This window comes from Amycolatopsis sp. NPDC058278, assembly GCF_042881395.1.
GTDB lineage: Bacteria > Actinomycetota > Actinomycetes > Mycobacteriales > Pseudonocardiaceae > Amycolatopsis.
On sequence record NZ_JBHVXZ010000004.1, the window covers coordinates 114229 to 129936 of the forward strand.

Annotated in this window: 15 protein-coding genes; 7 read left to right on the plus strand and 8 right to left on the minus strand. The window is 72.3% G+C overall.

The annotated features are described in order from the left end of the window. Window positions 1-36: 36 nt before the first annotated feature. The 8 genes from ACFVYA_RS03190 to thyX all read right to left on the minus strand — a co-directional run bounded on the left by ACFVYA_RS03190 (window position 37) and on the right by thyX (window position 9345). Window positions 37-1680 (minus strand): substrate-binding domain-containing protein, encoded by a 1644-nt coding sequence (locus tag ACFVYA_RS03190; protein ID WP_387041794.1) that lies wholly within the window; start codon window positions 1678-1680, stop codon window positions 37-39. Between the two features lie 153 nt (window positions 1681-1833). Then, window positions 1834-3483 (minus strand): ribonuclease J, encoded by a 1650-nt coding sequence (locus tag ACFVYA_RS03195; protein ID WP_387041937.1) that lies wholly within the window; start codon window positions 3481-3483, stop codon window positions 1834-1836. A 44-nt stretch (window positions 3484-3527) separates the two neighbouring features. Further along, window positions 3528-4541: a 4-hydroxy-tetrahydrodipicolinate synthase gene (dapA, locus tag ACFVYA_RS03200; protein ID WP_387041796.1), complete on the minus strand. Its 1014-nt coding sequence runs from the start codon at window positions 4539-4541 to the stop codon at window positions 3528-3530. A 90-nt stretch (window positions 4542-4631) separates the two neighbouring features. Then, the gene (locus ACFVYA_RS03205) at window positions 4632-6110 is read right to left on the minus strand and encodes a serine/threonine-protein kinase (RefSeq protein ID WP_387041799.1); all 1479 of its coding nucleotides are present in this window, start codon (window positions 6108-6110) and stop codon (window positions 4632-4634) included. A 258-nt stretch (window positions 6111-6368) separates the two neighbouring features. Beyond that, window positions 6369-6803, minus strand: coding sequence for a hypothetical protein (locus ACFVYA_RS03210; RefSeq protein ID WP_387041802.1), 435 nt, complete (start codon window positions 6801-6803; stop codon window positions 6369-6371). A 25-nt stretch (window positions 6804-6828) separates the two neighbouring features. Next, entirely contained in the window at window positions 6829-8070 is a 1242-nt protein-coding gene (locus ACFVYA_RS03215) for an Nramp family divalent metal transporter (protein ID WP_387041805.1), read from the minus strand. Between the two features lie 127 nt (window positions 8071-8197). Continuing rightward, window positions 8198-8593 (minus strand): ACT domain-containing protein, encoded by a 396-nt coding sequence (locus ACFVYA_RS03220; RefSeq protein ID WP_387041808.1) that lies wholly within the window; start codon window positions 8591-8593, stop codon window positions 8198-8200. Next, window positions 8593-9345, minus strand: a complete 753-nt coding sequence (thyX, locus tag ACFVYA_RS03225) for an FAD-dependent thymidylate synthase (protein WP_285993526.1) — start codon at window positions 9343-9345, stop codon at window positions 8593-8595. The genes ACFVYA_RS03220 and thyX overlap by 1 nt, the downstream gene beginning before the upstream one ends. 118 nt (window positions 9346-9463) lie before the next feature. Between thyX and ACFVYA_RS03230 the strand changes: the two genes are divergently transcribed. From ACFVYA_RS03230 to ACFVYA_RS03260, 7 genes are all read left to right on the plus strand, one after another. Further along, window positions 9464-9985, plus strand: a complete 522-nt coding sequence (locus tag ACFVYA_RS03230; RefSeq protein WP_387041812.1) for a toxin-antitoxin system HicB family antitoxin — start codon at window positions 9464-9466, stop codon at window positions 9983-9985. Between the two features lie 12 nt (window positions 9986-9997). Beyond that, window positions 9998-10921 (plus strand): DUF4097 domain-containing protein, encoded by a 924-nt coding sequence (locus ACFVYA_RS03235; protein WP_387041816.1) that lies wholly within the window; start codon window positions 9998-10000, stop codon window positions 10919-10921. Between the two features lie 234 nt (window positions 10922-11155). Next, window positions 11156-12700 carry an amino acid adenylation domain-containing protein gene (locus ACFVYA_RS03240; protein ID WP_387041818.1) on the plus strand — a complete coding sequence of 515 codons (1545 nt, stop codon included), beginning with the start codon at window positions 11156-11158 and terminating at the stop codon, window positions 12698-12700. Beyond that, window positions 12697-13944, plus strand: coding sequence for a hypothetical protein (locus ACFVYA_RS03245; protein ID WP_387041819.1), 1248 nt, complete (start codon window positions 12697-12699; stop codon window positions 13942-13944). Before ACFVYA_RS03240 ends, ACFVYA_RS03245 begins: the two co-directional genes overlap by 4 nt. 10 nt (window positions 13945-13954) lie before the next feature. Next, window positions 13955-14734 carry an enoyl-CoA hydratase/isomerase family protein gene (locus tag ACFVYA_RS03250; RefSeq protein ID WP_387041821.1) on the plus strand — a complete coding sequence of 260 codons (780 nt, stop codon included), beginning with the start codon at window positions 13955-13957 and terminating at the stop codon, window positions 14732-14734. Further along, window positions 14682-15260 (plus strand): sigma-70 family RNA polymerase sigma factor, encoded by a 579-nt coding sequence (locus ACFVYA_RS03255; protein ID WP_387041823.1) that lies wholly within the window; start codon window positions 14682-14684, stop codon window positions 15258-15260. The genes ACFVYA_RS03250 and ACFVYA_RS03255 overlap by 53 nt, the downstream gene beginning before the upstream one ends. Beyond that, the gene (locus tag ACFVYA_RS03260; protein WP_387041826.1) at window positions 15257-15694 is read left to right on the plus strand and encodes a zf-HC2 domain-containing protein; all 438 of its coding nucleotides are present in this window, start codon (window positions 15257-15259) and stop codon (window positions 15692-15694) included. Before ACFVYA_RS03255 ends, ACFVYA_RS03260 begins: the two co-directional genes overlap by 4 nt. Window positions 15695-15708 lie beyond the last annotated feature (14 nt).

Consider the following 15708-nt stretch of genomic DNA (forward strand, 5'->3'; position numbering starts at 1 on the left):
AGGTCGCCGACGGCCGACTGTGCATTTTCACCGCCCTCATCCGCCGGCGAGGCGGGACAGCGCCCCGAAAAACACATCCGTGATCTTGGCCGGGTCCGGGGCGAGGAACGCCTGCCCTCCCGTTGCCGCGGTCAGCTGGTCCAGTTCCGCTTTGTCCGCGTCCGGGCCGATGCCCACGCCGATCAGCGGGATCGGGCGGCGGGCGTCCTGGAGCTTCGCCAGCTCGGCCAGCAGGTCCGCGCGGGAAATCCCGCGTGGGTCCTCGTTGCGGCCGTCCGTCATCACGATCACCAGGTTCAGCCGCCCCGGCTCCCACTCGCGGCGGGCCGTGCGGTACGTGTCCAGGACGCTGTCGTACAGGCCCGTTCCGCCGTCCGGCGTGGCCTTGACCTGGGCCAGCTTGTCCAGGGCTCCGCTCGCCAGGTGCTGGGCGACCGAGGCCATCGGGAGCAGCTCGCGGTAGTCCTTGTCGCCGTCCAGGCGGGTCGAGAACGCCAGCATCCGCAGCTGGGTCGCCGGCTTGAACAGGTGCATCGCCTTCGCCGCCGCCTCCATCGTCACCTGCATGCGGTTCAGGGCCGTCCCCGGGACCTGGGCGTTCATCGATCCCGACACGTCGATAAGCACCTGGACCCGCGCGCTCAGGTTGACCCCCGCCCACTGGTTGAGCAGCTCGTCGACCACCGGCGCGGGCGGGAGGTTCGCCGTCCGGATGCCCTCGGGCAGCACCCTCGGGTCGTCGGGGTGGTTGCGCAGCGCCTGGCCACCCGCCGCGCGCAGGCCCGTCCGGGCGATCGCGTCCGCTCCCGCGTCGCCGAGCACCGCGTCGCGCAGCGCCTCGACGATCGGGCGCTGCTGCGGGGTGATCCCGCCCAGCTCCGCGAACGGGTAGTCCAAGGTGGGCACCGCCGTCGAATAGACGGCGACCAGCGGGGACTTCGGGTCCTCGACGTTGTGGCGCAGCAGGGAGTTCTCCGACGCGGGGAACGCCGTCACCGCGGCCGTGCCCCCGCCGTCGCTCGAGCCCGGCAGCCGCGCGATCAGCTCCGTCTCCGCGCCGAGCGTGTTGGCCGAGAAGCGCCGCAGCGTCGCCACATACGCGGCCGACGGCTCGGGCGACGCCTTCACGCTGTCCCGCAGGCCGAGCAGCGCCACCGCGCCGACCGCGTCGCGCGACGGGTCGGACATCCCCGGGACGACCCCGGGCGCGGCCAGCACCTCCGTCCAGGAGGGCGCCCGATCGGGCCAGCCGAGGCCCTTGACGACGTCCGCGGCGACCGCGAGCACCACCGGCGAGCTCGCCACCGACGCCCCGGTTTCGGGGACGTCGGAGGCACCGAGCTGGTGGGCGCGCCGCAGCGCCAGCGTGGAATCCGGCACCCAGACCTGCGGCCGCGGGCTGCCGTCGGACAGGGCGAGCCGCTCGGCCGCCGGCGTCGCCTCCCGCGTCTGGACCTCGATGCTGCCGCACTGCAGGTCCAGACCGTGTGCGACGAGCGAAAGCGCGGGCGCGATGTCCGCGGACGCGGTGACGAGGACCTTCGCGGGCTGCTCGCACGCCGGCCGGGCGCGCACGGTCGTCACCGTCACCCACGCGGCGGCTCCGACGACGAGCACGAGACCGGTCGCCAGGGCAGGCACGAGCAGCCGGCGTCGTCTGCCGTCCGAATGACGTCCCATCGGCGCGGCCTCTCTGCGCGAGGCGGGTGGGGATCAAGGTTATCCCGCAGCGAAGCAGCAGCTCGTGGGCCGGACGGCCTAACAGGACGGCGAACTCATGCCGAAGGCGGCCTTCGGTGCGGCGAACGCACCGAAGACCGCCTCGGGGCAGGGCTAGACCGGGATGACCGTCGGGACGATCATCGGGCGGCGGCGGTACGTGTCGGCCACCCAGCGGCCCACCACCCGGCGGACCGCCTGCGCGATCCGGTGCGTGTCGGTGATGCCTTCGGCCTCCGTGCGCGCCAGCTCCATCTCCACCAGCGGCACGACGGCGGCGAGCGCCTTCGGGTCGTCGGAGAAGCCGCGGCCGGACACCGTCGGGGCGCTGACCGGGCGGCCGGTGCTCGAATCCACCGCGACGCTGATCGAGATGAACCCGCCCTCGCCCAGCACCAGGCGGTCGGACAGGGTCGACTCGCCGACGTCGCCGACCGAAAGGCCGTCGACGTAGACGTGCCCGACCTCGACGCGGCCGGTGCGGGACGCCTTGCCGTCGACCAGGTCGACGACCACGCCGTCCTCGGCGATCACCACGTTGTCCGGCGCGACGCCGGTCCGGATGGCCAGCTCGGCGTTGGCCTTCAGGTGCTTCCACTCGCCGTGGACCGGCATGACGTTGCTCGGGCGCACCGCGTTGTACAGGTAGAGCAGCTCGCCCGCCGACGCGTGCCCGGACACGTGCACCTTGGCGTTGCCCTGGTGGACGACGTTCGCGCCGAGCCGGGTCAGGCCGTTGACCACGCCGAACACCGCGGTCTCGTTGCCCGGGATCATCGAGCTGGCCAGCACGACGGTGTCGCCCGCGCGGATCGAGATCTGCCGGTGCTCGCCGCGCGCCATCCGCGACAGCGCCGAGAGCGGCTCGCCCTGCGAACCCGTCGAGACGAACAGGACCTTGCTTTCCGGGAGGGTGCTCGCCTGGTCGAGGTCGACCAGCAGGCCCTCCGGCACGTTGAGCAAGCCCAGGTCGGCGGCGATGCCCATGTTGCGGACCATCGACCGGCCGACGAACGCGATCCGGCGGCCGTGGCGCTGGGCGGCGTCGAGGACCTGCTGGACGCGGTGGACGTGGCTGGCGAAGCAGGCCACGATCACGCGCTGGTCGACCTTGCGGATGACGTCGTCGAGGACCGGGCCGATGTCGCGCTCGGGCATGACGAACCCGGGCACCTCGGCGTTGGTCGAGTCGACGCAGAACAGGTCGACGCCCTCGTCGCCGAGCCGGGAGAAGCCGGCCAGGTCGGTGAGGCGCCCGTCGAGCGGGAGCTGGTCGAGCTTGATGTCGCCGGTGTGCAGGACCACGCCCGCCGGGGTGCGGATGGCCACGGCCAGCGCGTCCGGGATGGAGTGGTTGACCGCGAAGAACTCGAGGTTGAACACGCCGACGTCGCGGCGCTCGCCCTCGCGGACCTCGATCAGCTTCGGCCGCTGCCGGTGCTCCTTGGCCTTGGCCGCGAGCAGCGCGTTGGTGAACTTCGAGCCGTAGATCGGCAGGTCCGGCCGCAGGCGCAGGAGGAACGGGACGGCACCGATGTGGTCTTCGTGCCCGTGGGTGAGCACCAGGCCTTCGATGTCGTCGAGGCGGTCTTCGATCGCGCGGAAGTCGGGCAGGATCAGGTCGACGCCGGGCTGGTCGTCCTCGGGGAAGAGCACCCCGCAGTCGACGATGAGCAGCCGGCCGCCGAACTCGAAGACGGTCATGTTGCGCCCGACTTCGCCGATGCCGCCCAGCGCGACGACGCGCAGGGCTCCTTCGGGCAGTGCGGGCGGGGCGTTGGTGGGGCCTGGACCTAGGAGAAGTGAGCTCACCGAGGCAGGGTCCCAACGCTGGTGTGCGAGGTCGGCGCGATGTAGGCCGCTCGCGAATCTGCTTGTGCCACCCGCTCACCATGCCAGGCCTGGGCCGCCGTGTCGCCCAGGGGCACGCCGCCCTGGGCAAGATCAGCCGCGATCAGGGCCGTCTGCTCGGTGGTCGGCGCGACGATCGGCAGCCGCGGGTCGCCGATGTCGAAGCCGCGCAGCCGCAGCGCCGCCTTGCTGAAGGCGACCCCGCCGACCCGGGACATCGCGCGCAGCACCGGAAGCATGCCGCGGTGGTTGGTGCGCGCGGTGGAGGTGTCGCCGTTCTCGTAGGCGTCGATCATGGCGCGGATCCGGCCCGCGACGACGTGACCGATCACACTCACCACGCCGACGCCGCCGACGGAGATCCACGGCAGGTTCAGGCCGTCGTCGCCGGAGTAGTAGGCGAGGTGGGTGTTGGCGATGACCTCGGAGCCGGCGATGAGGTCGCCCTTGGCGTCCTTGACCGCGACGATCCGGGGGTGCTCGGCCAGCCGCAGCAGCGTGTCGACCTCGATCGGGACGACCGAGCGCGGCGGGATGTCGTAGAGCAGCACGGGCAGCCCAGTGCTGTCGGCGACGGTGGTGAAGTGCGCGTACAGCCCGGCCTGGCTGGGCCGCGAGTAGTACGGCGTGACGACCAGCAGGCCGTGCGCCCCGGCTTCTTCGGCCTGCTTGGCCTGCTCGATGCTGTGCGCGGTGTTGTTGGTGCCCGCGCCGGCCACGACGGTCGCGCGGTCGCCGACGGCCTCGACCACGGCGCGGATGAGCTGCTGCTTCTCCGCGTCGCTCGTGGTCGGGCTCTCGCCGGTGGTGCCGTTGACCACGAGGCCGTCGTTCCCCAGCTCCACGAGGTGCTCGGCCAGCTCCTGCGCCCGCTTCAGGTCCAGCGCGCCCTCGGCGTCGAACGGGGTGGCCATCGCGGTGAGCACGCGCCCGAACGGCCGTCCGGGCGCTGCGGTAGGTGGGTTGGACATGGTGAGACGGTACCTCGCCGGTCCGACGAAAACCGCGCCGACCTGGTCACCAGGAGGATTTCCCGGGGTCGGCCGCTCGTCGCGGAACTTCTACTTGACCTTGGTCACGATCGGCGCGGTGATCGGCCCGCCGTCGGCCCGGGCGAGCAGGCAGTAGAACTCGCGTGCGGGTTCCTCGCTCTTGGCCGGCGTGGCTTCCCACTCCGGCTGAGTGGGGACGAGCGCGCGGAAGGTGAGGTCCGGCCGCCGGGCTTCGGGCACGATCGAAGACCGGAACGCGGTCGCGCACGCCGCCTCGGCGCCCGTCTTCACGGCGTCCAGACCGGGGTAGGCCGCGACCTTGGCGTCGTCGGAGGTCCAGTTCTCGACCGACAGCAGGTTCCCGATCTCGTAGACCTCCAGCGTGTGCGCGTTGCCGCACTCGGTTTTGTTGTCCTCGTCGCTGATGATCGAGCCGTCCTGCACCGGGGTGTTGTAGCACCGGTAGTAACCGCGGATGTCGGTGTGCAGCTGCCCGTTGACGCCGTAGGTCATGGTCGGCTGTTTCTGCTCGTCGGTGGCGGGCGTCTCGTAGGCCTTGCCCGCGAAGAAGCCGCCGACCAGGGCGGCGACCACCAGCACGGCGGCGGCCGTGAGCCAGAGGGCGCGGTGGGGCTTCTTCTTCGGCGGCTCCGGCGCCGTGGCGCCGAGCATCGCGGTGCCGCGTGGTGGGGTGGGCCGCATGCCCTGCGCCGTGGTCAGCAGGTTCTGGGCCTGCGCCGCGGTCAGCCGCGCGTCCGGGTTGGTGACGAGCAGGCCGAGGATGGCCGCGGCGATCGGGCCCTGGCCGCGGGTGAGGTACGGGATCTCGGTCATGATCGCGTGCAGCGTCGCGGCGGTGGTCGCGCGCTCGAACGGGATCGAGCCTTCGACGGCGAAGAACAGCGTCGCCCCGAGAGACCACAGGTCGGACGCGGGCAGCGCTTCCCGGCCCTCGACGCGCTCCGGCGCCATGAACGCGGGCGAGCCGACGATCATGCCGCTGGTGGTCAGCCGCGGGTCGTCGACGGCGTGGGCGATGCCGAAGTCGGTGAGCTTCACGCGGCCGTCCGGCGCGACGAGGATGTTCGCGGGCTTGACGTCCCGGTGCACGATCCCGGCGGAGTGGGCGGCCTGCAGCGCGGCGAGCACCCGCTCCCCCAGCTGCGCGGCCTGCGCGGCGGGCATCGGGCCCCGCTGCCGCACGAGGTCGGCGAGGCTGGGCGCTTCGACGAGCTCCATCACGATGAAGGTGGTGCCGCCGTCGGTGACGACGTCGTAGACGGTGACGATGGCGGGGTCGTTGAGCCGCCCGCCGGTGCGCACCTCGCGCAGGGCGCGTTCGGAGAAGACGGCGGCGGACTCGGCGTCGGGCAGCCGCAGTTCCTTCACCGCGACCGGCCGCCCGATGACCTGGTCCTGCGCCCGCCACACGACGCCCATGCCGCCCCGGCCGAGTTCGCCGAGCAGGAGGTAGCGGCCGGCGACGACCCGCTGACCAGGCGTGCTGGGTGCCTGTGGCGGGTAGGGCCGGGTCTGTTCGTCGGTCACGGTGCTCCTTCGGGCGGCGGTCGCGCAGATGCTAGTCCGACCGTCGCGGAGCGCCGCGGGTTCCGCGCAATTCGTGCCGCGAAACGCCCGGCCCGCGTACCCGGCCGGACGACACGCGTACCTGGACGGACGACACGCGTACCCGGAGGGACGACACGCGTACCCGGACGGACGACACGGTGAACCGGGCTGCCCGCGGTCGTGTCGTCCGGCTGCGTCCGCGTGTCGGCCGGCTGCGTACGCGTGTCGGCCGGTGCGTCAGCGGCGGGTTTCGCCGTGGTAGGGAAGCCAGCGGTAGCCGGGGGCGAAGTCGCTGAACTCGGCGCGCTTGCCCGTCCGGATCCAGATGTCCTCGGCGACGACGAGCCCCGGGAAGATCGTCAGGTCCTTCTCCGCCATCAGCTCGTCGTAGCTGCGGAACCGTTCGGTCTTGATGCCGGCGAGCGCGTAGCGGTAGACCGGCGGCGCGATCCGGAGCAGCCAGTAGAGCCGGCGGCCGGCCGCGGTCATCGCCGCCGCTTCCTCGTCGGTGTGCGCGCCGTTGCGGCTGAGGCCTTCCGGCGCGATCCCGCACCACCAGGCGGTGTCCCGGCTGAAGACGCCCGCCGGCCAGCCGTCGAAGTGCCGCGCGAGGTCGCGGGCGTGGGTCTCGCGATCCCCGCATTCGACGTTGAGGGCGAAGGTCCAGGCCATGGCCGCGTTTTCCCCGTTCCGTGGGTCAACCGGTGACCGTGAGGTAGATGAGCACCAGGTTGAGAGCGATGATGATCGCCGCGATCACCGAGGCCGCGACCGTCGTCGAGCGGCGGTTCGTGTCCGCCCCCATCACATCACGGTCGGCCGTCAGCCGGATCAACGGCACCAGCGCGAACGGGATCCCGAACGAAAGCACCACCTGCGAGACCACCAGTGCCGCACTCGGGTCGACGCCCAGCGCGAGCACCACGATCGCCGGCGTCAGGGTCACCAGACGCCGCAGGACCAGCGGAATCCGCTTGTGCAGCAACCCCTGCATGATCATCGCGCCGGCGTACGCGCCCACCGACGTCGAGGCCAAGCCCGAGGCCAGCAGGCCGATGGCGAACAGCAGCGCGACGCCCGGACCGAGCGCCGAGGAGACCGCGCCGTGCGCGCCCTCGATGCTGTCCACGCCCGCCTGGCCCTGGAGGTTCGTCGCGGCCAGCAGCAGCATGCCCAGGTTCACCGCGCCCGCCAGGAGCATCGCCAAGCCGACGTCGGCGCGCGTAGCGCGCAGCAGGCGGCGGCGCTGGCGGCCCTCGGGACAGCCGTGGCGGTCGCGGACCAGGCCCGAGTGCAGGTAGACCGCGTGCGGCATCACCGTCGCGCCGAGCATGGCCGCCGCGATGAGGATGCTGCCCGCGCCGTCGAACCGCGGGACCAGGCCGCCGAGGGTCTCCGCGGCCGACGGCGGCTCGACGAACAGGCTCGCCAGGAAGCCGATCGCGATCACCGCCAAGAGCCCGGTGACGACCCGCTCGAACGTGCGCTGGCCGCCGCGGTCCTGGACCGCCAGCAGCGTCAGCGACACCGCGCCGGTGATCAGCCCGCCGACGATGAGCGGGAGGTCGAACAGCAGGTTGAGCGCGATCGCGCCGCCGACCACCTCGGCCAGGTCGGTGGCGATGGCGACGATCTCCGCCTGCGCCCAGTAGGCCAGCCGGGCGCGACGGGACAGGCGGGCGCGCAGGGCTTCCGGCAGCGACATCCCGCTGACCAGCCCGAGTTTCGCCGACAGGTACTGCACCAGCACGGCCATCAGGTTCGCCGCGACGATCACCCAGACCAGCAGGTAGCCGTAGCGGGCGCCGGCGCTGATGTTCGAGGCGACGTTCCCCGGGTCGACGTAGGCGATGGCGGCGACGAACGCCGGCCCGAGCAGGGCCGACCCGGTGCGCAGGCGGGTCACCAGTCTCGGCCGGACAGCCTCGGTCACAGCCATGACGCCACCTCTCGAAAACCGGATGTCGGGGACCCTAAACCGAAGTTTAGGCGTGCCAAACTTTGTTTTTCAAGGGTGACCGCTCCCACCCCGGCACCCGGGTACCCGGATCGGCGGCGGTGAAAAGTCAGGGATGGGCGACCTCGTGGCCGGCTTCGCGCAACGCCGCGACCGCGTCGCCGAGGTCGGCGGCGCGAACCAGGATGTGGTCGGTGTCGAACGTCGAGATCGAGAACAGCGCGACCCCGGCGGCGGCCAGCTCCGAGGCCAGCGCGGCGATGATGCCGGTGAGCGTGAACTCCAGCGGGCCGCGGACCGACAGCAGCCGCCAGCCGTCCTCGGCCGCCGCGGCCCCGCCCGGCTCGCGGCCGGCCGGGCAGATCACCGACAGTTCTTCGGGCGTCCGCGTCACCGAAACCAGGGCGTCGCCCGGCTCGAAGAGCTCGGCGGGCACCGCGGCGTCCGCGGGCAGCCGCACGACGGCGTACTCGCCGGGCCGGACGTCGATCGCGAGTCGTTTCATCAGCCTTCCAGCACCTTCGGGCTCGTGGCGATCTCGGTGCCGTCCGGCAGCGTCGAGATGGTGAAGTCCGCGAACACGTTCGCCGCGGCCTTCTGCAGCTGCCGCAGGCACTCCACGGCCAGCTCACGGATTTCGACGTCGGCGTGCTCGGTCGCCCGCATCGCGACGAAGTGCCGCCAGGCGCGGTAGTTCCCGGTCACGACGATGCGGGTTTCGGTCGCGTTCGGCAGCACGGCGCGGGCGGCCTGGCGGGCCTGCTTGCGGCGCAGGGTCGCGCTCGGGACGTCGGCGAACTTCTCCTCGAGCCCGGCCAGCAGCTCGGTGTAGGCCTCGACGCTCGCCCGGGTCGCGGCGAGGAACTTCTCGTGCAGCACCGGATCGTCGGCGATGATCTCCGGCTCGACGAACTCGGCGTCGCGCTCCGGGACGTACCGCTGCGAAAGCTGGGAGTAGGAGAAGTGGCGGTGCCGGATCAGCTCGTGGGTCAGGGACCGGGAGATGCCGGTGATGTAGAAGGTCACCGAACCGTGCTCCAGCACCGAAAGGTGGCCGACGTCGATGATGTGCTCGAGGTAGCCGGCGTTGGTCGCGGTGGCCGGGTTCGGTTTCTTCCACGACTGGTAGCAGGCGCGGCCGGCGAACTCGGCGAGCGCTTCCCCGCCGTCCGCGTCGGTCGACCACGGCACGTCCCCGGGCGGGAAGAACTCCGTCTTCGCGATCAGCTGCACTCTGGGTGACACGGTTCCGGTCACGTCAGCACTCCTTCTCCGGCTTCCGCGCAGCCTAACCGCGTGAGGGCGGTCACTCCCGGGGGACACGTGACACCACCGCCGCCTTGACTGACATCACCGATGACGTCATAGTGGTGTCATGGACCTGACGCCGTACATCGCCAACCTTCGCGAGGACCTCGCGAACACGGCTGCCGCCGGGGACGAGCACACCCGGCGGGCGGCCGCGCTGCTGTCCTCCGCGCTCGAGCCCGCCGTCCGCCTGACGCTGATGAACGCCCTCGCCGACCTCGCCGCCGAGGTCACGGCCGCCCTGCCGGGCCAGGTGGTGGACGTCCGGCTCGACGGCCGGGACGTGCGGGTGGTCGTCACCGGGACCGCCGAGGAGCCGGCGTCACGTGCGACACCACGTGACACCACACCACCGCCACCGATCGACGGTGGTGACATCAGCCGGATCACCCTCCGGCTGGTCGAGCAGATCAAGGGCCAGGCCGAACGCGCGGCCGCCGCGCAGGGCATCTCGCTGAACACCTTCGTTTCGCAGGCGGTGCAGGGCGCACTGGGCCACGGCGCGCTCGGCGGCGGGGGCCACAAGCACCAGAGCAAGGGCGACCGCGGCGGGAGCGGGTCGCACCTGCACGGCTGGGTCGAAGGCTGAGGGGACGAGACGATGAGTGAAGAACAGACCACACCGGCCGAAGAGCCGAACGACGAACTGGTCCGGATCGACGAGTTCGAGACGGACGTCCCGCTGGAGCTCGACGTCAGCGTCACGATCGGCCGCGTCGAGGTCGTGCTCGAAGGCGACTCCGGCGCCCGCGTCGAGCTGCGGCACGACCAGGGCGAGCAGCAGCCGTGGGTGGCGGGGGTCAACAGCCTGCTGTCCTGGGTCGGCGAACGCTTCGGCGACCAGCTGGGCGTCGACCCGGCGACCTCCCCGGCCGAAGCCGTGCGGCAGAGCCGGATCGAAAAGCTCGGCAACCGCCTGGTCGTCCAGGCACCGAAGGCCTGGCAGCTGCGCAACGCCGCACTCGCGGTCAAGGTGCACGCACCGGCGGGCTCACACGTCGAGGTGCGGGCGGGCGCGGCGGACGTCACCGTCACCGGCTCGGCCGGCCGCGTCGACCTGCTGACCGGCTCCGGCGAGGTGAAGCTCGACCGCGCCGACGGCTCGGCCACCATCCGCACCGGCAGCGGCGCCGTCAAGCTCGGCCCGACGCTGGGCGGGCTGCAGCTGCGCAGCGGCAGCGGCCACGTCGAGGCGTCGTCGATCAGCGGGTCCGCGACGCTGGCCACCGGCACCGGCGACGTCTGGCTGGGCGCGGTCTCGGGCGAGGTGATGGCCCGCACCGGCAGCGGCGACCTGTCGGTGGCCGACGCCGGCTCCGGCACGCTCGACCTGATCACCGGCTCCGGCGAGGTCCGGATCGGCATCCGCGGCGGGACGTCCGCCGAGGTCGACCTGACCTCCAGCGCCGGCCGCGTCTCCAGCGAACTGGACGTCGCCGACTCCGCTCCCGAGGGCGGCGTGAAGCTGAAGGTCCGAGCCCGCACGGGCACCGGCAACGCCGTCGTGACGCGCGCAGCGGGCTGAACAGGGGGATGAACGGGCCGTTCCCGGTGGGGGTGCCGGGGACGGCCCGTTCGCGCGAAATACCAGAGAAAGCGTCCCGCAGAAATCCGGCGAACGAAGGGTGAATCCGTCGAAATTACGTTTCACCCGGTTACAGCCGGAGAATCGCTGATTTTCTCGGGTTCGCCTTGAACAAATCGCGAGGCTGTCTCGTTCCCATCGGTTGACCGCGCCGGCCTGGCGAAAGGTGACCGAGTGACCGCGCTGATCCGCCCCTCCTCGCTGCAGGGCCTGACCGCCGCCGACCGCGTGCTGTTCCAGCGGTTCGGCACCGGAAAAGCCGCCGGAGTGCCGTTCCGCCGAATTCATGACGCCGTATTGGCGCAGGCGCGGGCCCGTCCGGACGCACCGGCCGTGATGCACTCGGGTGAATCACTCACCTACGCCGAACTCGATCGGCGGTCGGCGTCCCTCGCTGCCGCGCTCACCGGGCTCGGGGTGCGGCCCGGGCACCACGTCGGCCTGTTCCTCACGCGGTCGATCCCGATGGTGGTCGGCATCCTCGCCGTGCTGCGCGCGGGCGCGGCGTACGTGCCGCAGGACATCCGGATCACGCCCGCACCGCAGCTGCGGCACATCGTGGCCACCGCGGGCATCGAGGTCGTCCTGACCACGCGCGAGCACGCCGGCGCGCTGCCCGCGGGCCTCGGCCGGGTCGTCGCCATCGACGGCGAGCACCCACCGCCCGACCGGTGCGTCCCTCCCCCGTCCGGTGGGGCCGGCACGGCGATGGTGATCTTCACGTCCGGCACGACCGGACGGCCCAACGGCGTGCGGGTCACCCACGCGAACCTCGGCAACGTCCTGCTGACCGCACCGGGCTCGCTCGGCATCCGGCCCGGCGACCGCGTGGCGCAGCTGCTGAACATCGCCTTCGACATGGCCGCCTGGGAAATCCTCGGGTCCCTTTCCCACGGCGGCTGCCTGGTGATCCGCGGCAAGGACATCGAGGAGACCGCCCGCGCGGCCGACGTCCTCATCGCCACCCCCGGCGTACTGTCCACAGTGGATCCGAGGGCGTGCCCGCGGGTGCGGACCGTCGCCGTGGCGGGCGAGCGGTGCCCGGCCGCGCTGGCCGAGGCCTGGTCGCGGCGGGCGAGCTTCCACAACGCCTGCGGCCCCACCGAAGTGACCATCGTCAACACCGTGCAGCGCTACGATCCCCGGCTCGGCGGGCTGACGATCGGCCCTCCGGTGCCGAACACCACGGTGTACGTGCTCGACGACGAGCTGAGACCGTGCGCGATCGGGCAGGCCGGGGAGATGTGGGCCGGCGGCGCGTGCGTCACGGCGGGCTACGCCGGCAACGACGTCCTCACCGCCGAGCGCTACCGGCCGGACCCCTTCCTCGGCGGCGCGCACCGGATGTTCCGCACCCGGGACCTCGTCCGGTGGACCACCGACGGCCAGCTGGAGCACCACGGGCGGACCGACGACCAGGTCAAGGTGCGCGGCTTCCGCGTCGAACTGGACGCGGTCACCGCGACGCTGGAGCGGGCCCCGGGCTGCGAACGGGCGACCACGGTGCTCTACGACGGCGGGCTCGTCGGCTTCGTGACCCCTTCGACCGCCGAGCCGGAGCGCATCCGGCGTTCGGCCGAAGCCGCGTTGCCGTACTACAGCGTGCCCGCGATGATCGTCCCGGTGGACCACCTGCCGCTCACCGAACGCGGCAAGGTCGACCGGCGCGCCCTGCTGTCGCGGTTGGACAGCCGCGAGCCGGCGGAGACGGTGGCATGACCGCCACGCTCCCGGCCACGCCGGAATCCGTGCGGGCCCGGCTGAAGCGACGGCCGTGGACCCACCACAACCGGCTGGCCGCGGCGGTGGTCGCGGGCAACGCCGTCGCCGCCACCGCCGGCCCGCTCGACGTCGGCGTCCTGACCTGGCTGGTGCTGGGCAACCTGACCCTGGCCGTGCTGATCCGCCAGCAGCTGGTGATCAACCTGCTGTTCCGGCTGGCCACCGCCGCGCCGGTGCGGCGTTCGCTGCGGCTGCGCTGGACGCTGGGCAAGGTCTACCACTTCGGCGGGCTGCACGTCGGCGGCACGCTCTGCGCCACCGCCTGGTTCCTCGTGCTCACCGGCGTGCTGACCGCCCGCGGCGGGCCGGCGGCCCTGCTGGTGACCAGCTGGGCGATCGTGGCCGTCCTCGCCGTCGTGATCGTGCTCGCGCTGCCCCGGGTGCGGGCGCGCCGGCACGACCTGTTCGAGCGCTCCCACCGGTTCGGCGGCTGGGCGCTGCTGGTGCTGTTCACCGTCCACTCGGCGCTGCTGGGCGGCGCGGCCTTCGCGGGCTCGGGCCCGTTCTGGGTGCTGCTGGTCGTCGTCACGAGCGTGGCCCTGCCGTGGCTGCGGCTGCGGCGGGTGCCGGTGCGGATTTCCCGGCCGTCGCCGCACGTGGCGCTGCTGTCGTTCGACTACGGCGTGACGCCGTTCGCCGGCTCGTCGACGGCGCTGAGCCGGAACCCGTTGCTGGAGTGGCATTCCTTCGCCAACGTGCCCGCGCCCGGGCGCGCCGGGTTCCGGCTGACCGTGTCCCGGGCCGGCGACTGGACCGGCGCCCTGATCGACGACCTGCCGTCGCACCTGTGGGTGAAGGGCATCCCGACCGCCGGGGTGGGCAACATCGACAAGCTGTTCCGCCGGGTGGTCTGGGTGGCGACCGGCAGCGGGATCGGCCCGTGCCTGCCGCACCTGCTCTCCGGCGAGACACCCGCGCGGCTCGTCTGGTCGACCCGCCACCCCCGGCGCACCTACGGCGACGAGCTCGTCGACGAAATACTCGCCGTGCAGCCGGACGCCGTCGTGTGGGACACCGACGGCGCCGGCAAACCCGATCTGGTCGAACTCGCCCTGCGCGCGCACCGGGACTTCGACGCGGAAGCAGTGATCTGCATTTCGAACAAGAAGACAACGTGGCACGTCGTCGAGGCGCTGGAAGCCCGCGGGATTCCGGCCTTCGGCGCGATCTGGGACTCGTGAGGGAGACAGCATGGACCGGACCGTCGTAGTCGATCTGCAGGCGCCCGTCGCGACCGTGACCGTGGACCGGCCGCGGGCACGCAACGCGCTGTCGTCCCAGGTGCTCACCGAACTGATCGCGGTGTGCTCGTCGCTGGGCGGAGACCCGGCGGTCGCGGGCGTCGTCCTGACCGGCGCGCCGGGGCCGGCGTTCGTCGCGGGAGCCGACATCCGGGAGATGGCGGCGCTGAATCCCGAGGAGGGGGCGCAGTTCGGCGCACTCGGCCAGGAGGTCACCCGGGCGTTGGAGGGGCTGCCGGTGCCGGTGATCGCCTGCGTGGACGGCTACGCGCTCGGCGGCGGCTGCGAACTCGCGCTCGCGTGCGACTTCGTCTACGCCACGCCGAAGGCGGTCTTCGGCCAGCCGGAGGTCCTGCTCGGGCTGATCCCGGGGTTCGGCGGCTGCGTCCGGTTGCCGCGGCTGGTGGGGCCGGGACGCGCCCGCGAGCTGATCTTCACCGGCCGGCACGTCGACGCGGCGGAGGCGCAGCGGATCGGGCTGGTCACCGAGCTGTTCGACAGCCGCGAAGCCATGCTCGCCGGGGCCCGCGCGACGATCACGGCGGTGTCGCGGAACTCGCCCGCCGCGGTGGCGCTGGCGAAGAGCGCTCTGAACGCCGGCCGTGGGCGTCCGGTGGAGGACGGCCTGGAGCTGGAGCTCGCCGCGTTCAGAGCGGCGTTCACCAGTCCTGACATGCGTGAAGGTACCGGGGCGTTCCTCGGCAAACGCGAACCGGTGTTCGGGCGCTGACCGGGGCGGGTGCGCCATCAACGAGACACACACGGCGCTGCTGCAGGCGCTGCACGACGAGCACGCCCCGGCCCTGTGGCGGTACGCCCTGCGCCTGACCGGCGACGACCAGCTCGCCCAGGACGTCGTCCAGGAATCCTTGCTGCGCCTGTGGAACAGCCCGGAGATCCTCGAGCAGGGCGAGCCGGCGTCGCGCGCGTGGCTGTTCACGGTGGCGCGCAACGTCGTGATCGACGAGCGCCGGAGTGCGCGCTCGCGCCGAGAGGTGCGTTCGCCGTGTGTCCCGGAGGAGTCCCGCACCGACCCGATCGACTCCGCGCTGGACGCGTGGGTGATCACGGACGTGCTGACGCAGCTGACCCCGGACCACCGGACGGTGATCGTCCGCGCGTACTACATGGGGCAGTCGGTCGCCGAGCTGGCGGTGGAGCTGGAGGTGCCGGAGGGAACGGTGCGCTCCAGGTTGTTCTACGGCTTGCGCGCGTTGCGGCTGGCGTTGCAGGAGAGGGGGTTGACCAGGCGTTGAGCGATCCGTACCGCGACTGGGACGCGGCGTACGTCCTCGGCGCCCTGTCCCCTGCCGAGCGCCGGGAGTACGAGGGGCACCTGGAGTGTTGCGTTTCGTGCGCGGCGGCGGTGGCTTCGTTCGCGGGGATGCCGGGGATGCTTTCGATGGTGCCGCGGGAGACGACGGTGGAGCTGCTGGAGCCGGTTCCACCGCGGGCCTCGCTGGTGCCGGGGTTGGCGCGGGCGATCAGGGCCTCCCGACGGCGCGGCCGGACCCGGGTGGCGGCGGCACTGGCGGCGACGGCGCTGGCGGGAGCGGTGGCTGGGTCGCGGCTGGTGGCGCAGGGGTGTTCGCCGGATCTGCGGATCGACCGGACGACATCGGCTCCCGCAACGACGCCGAGCGCGGGGCGGGATCCGGCCTCTCTTCGGTTCGGCCGCGAGACGCCGTGATGCATCGCAGGCCA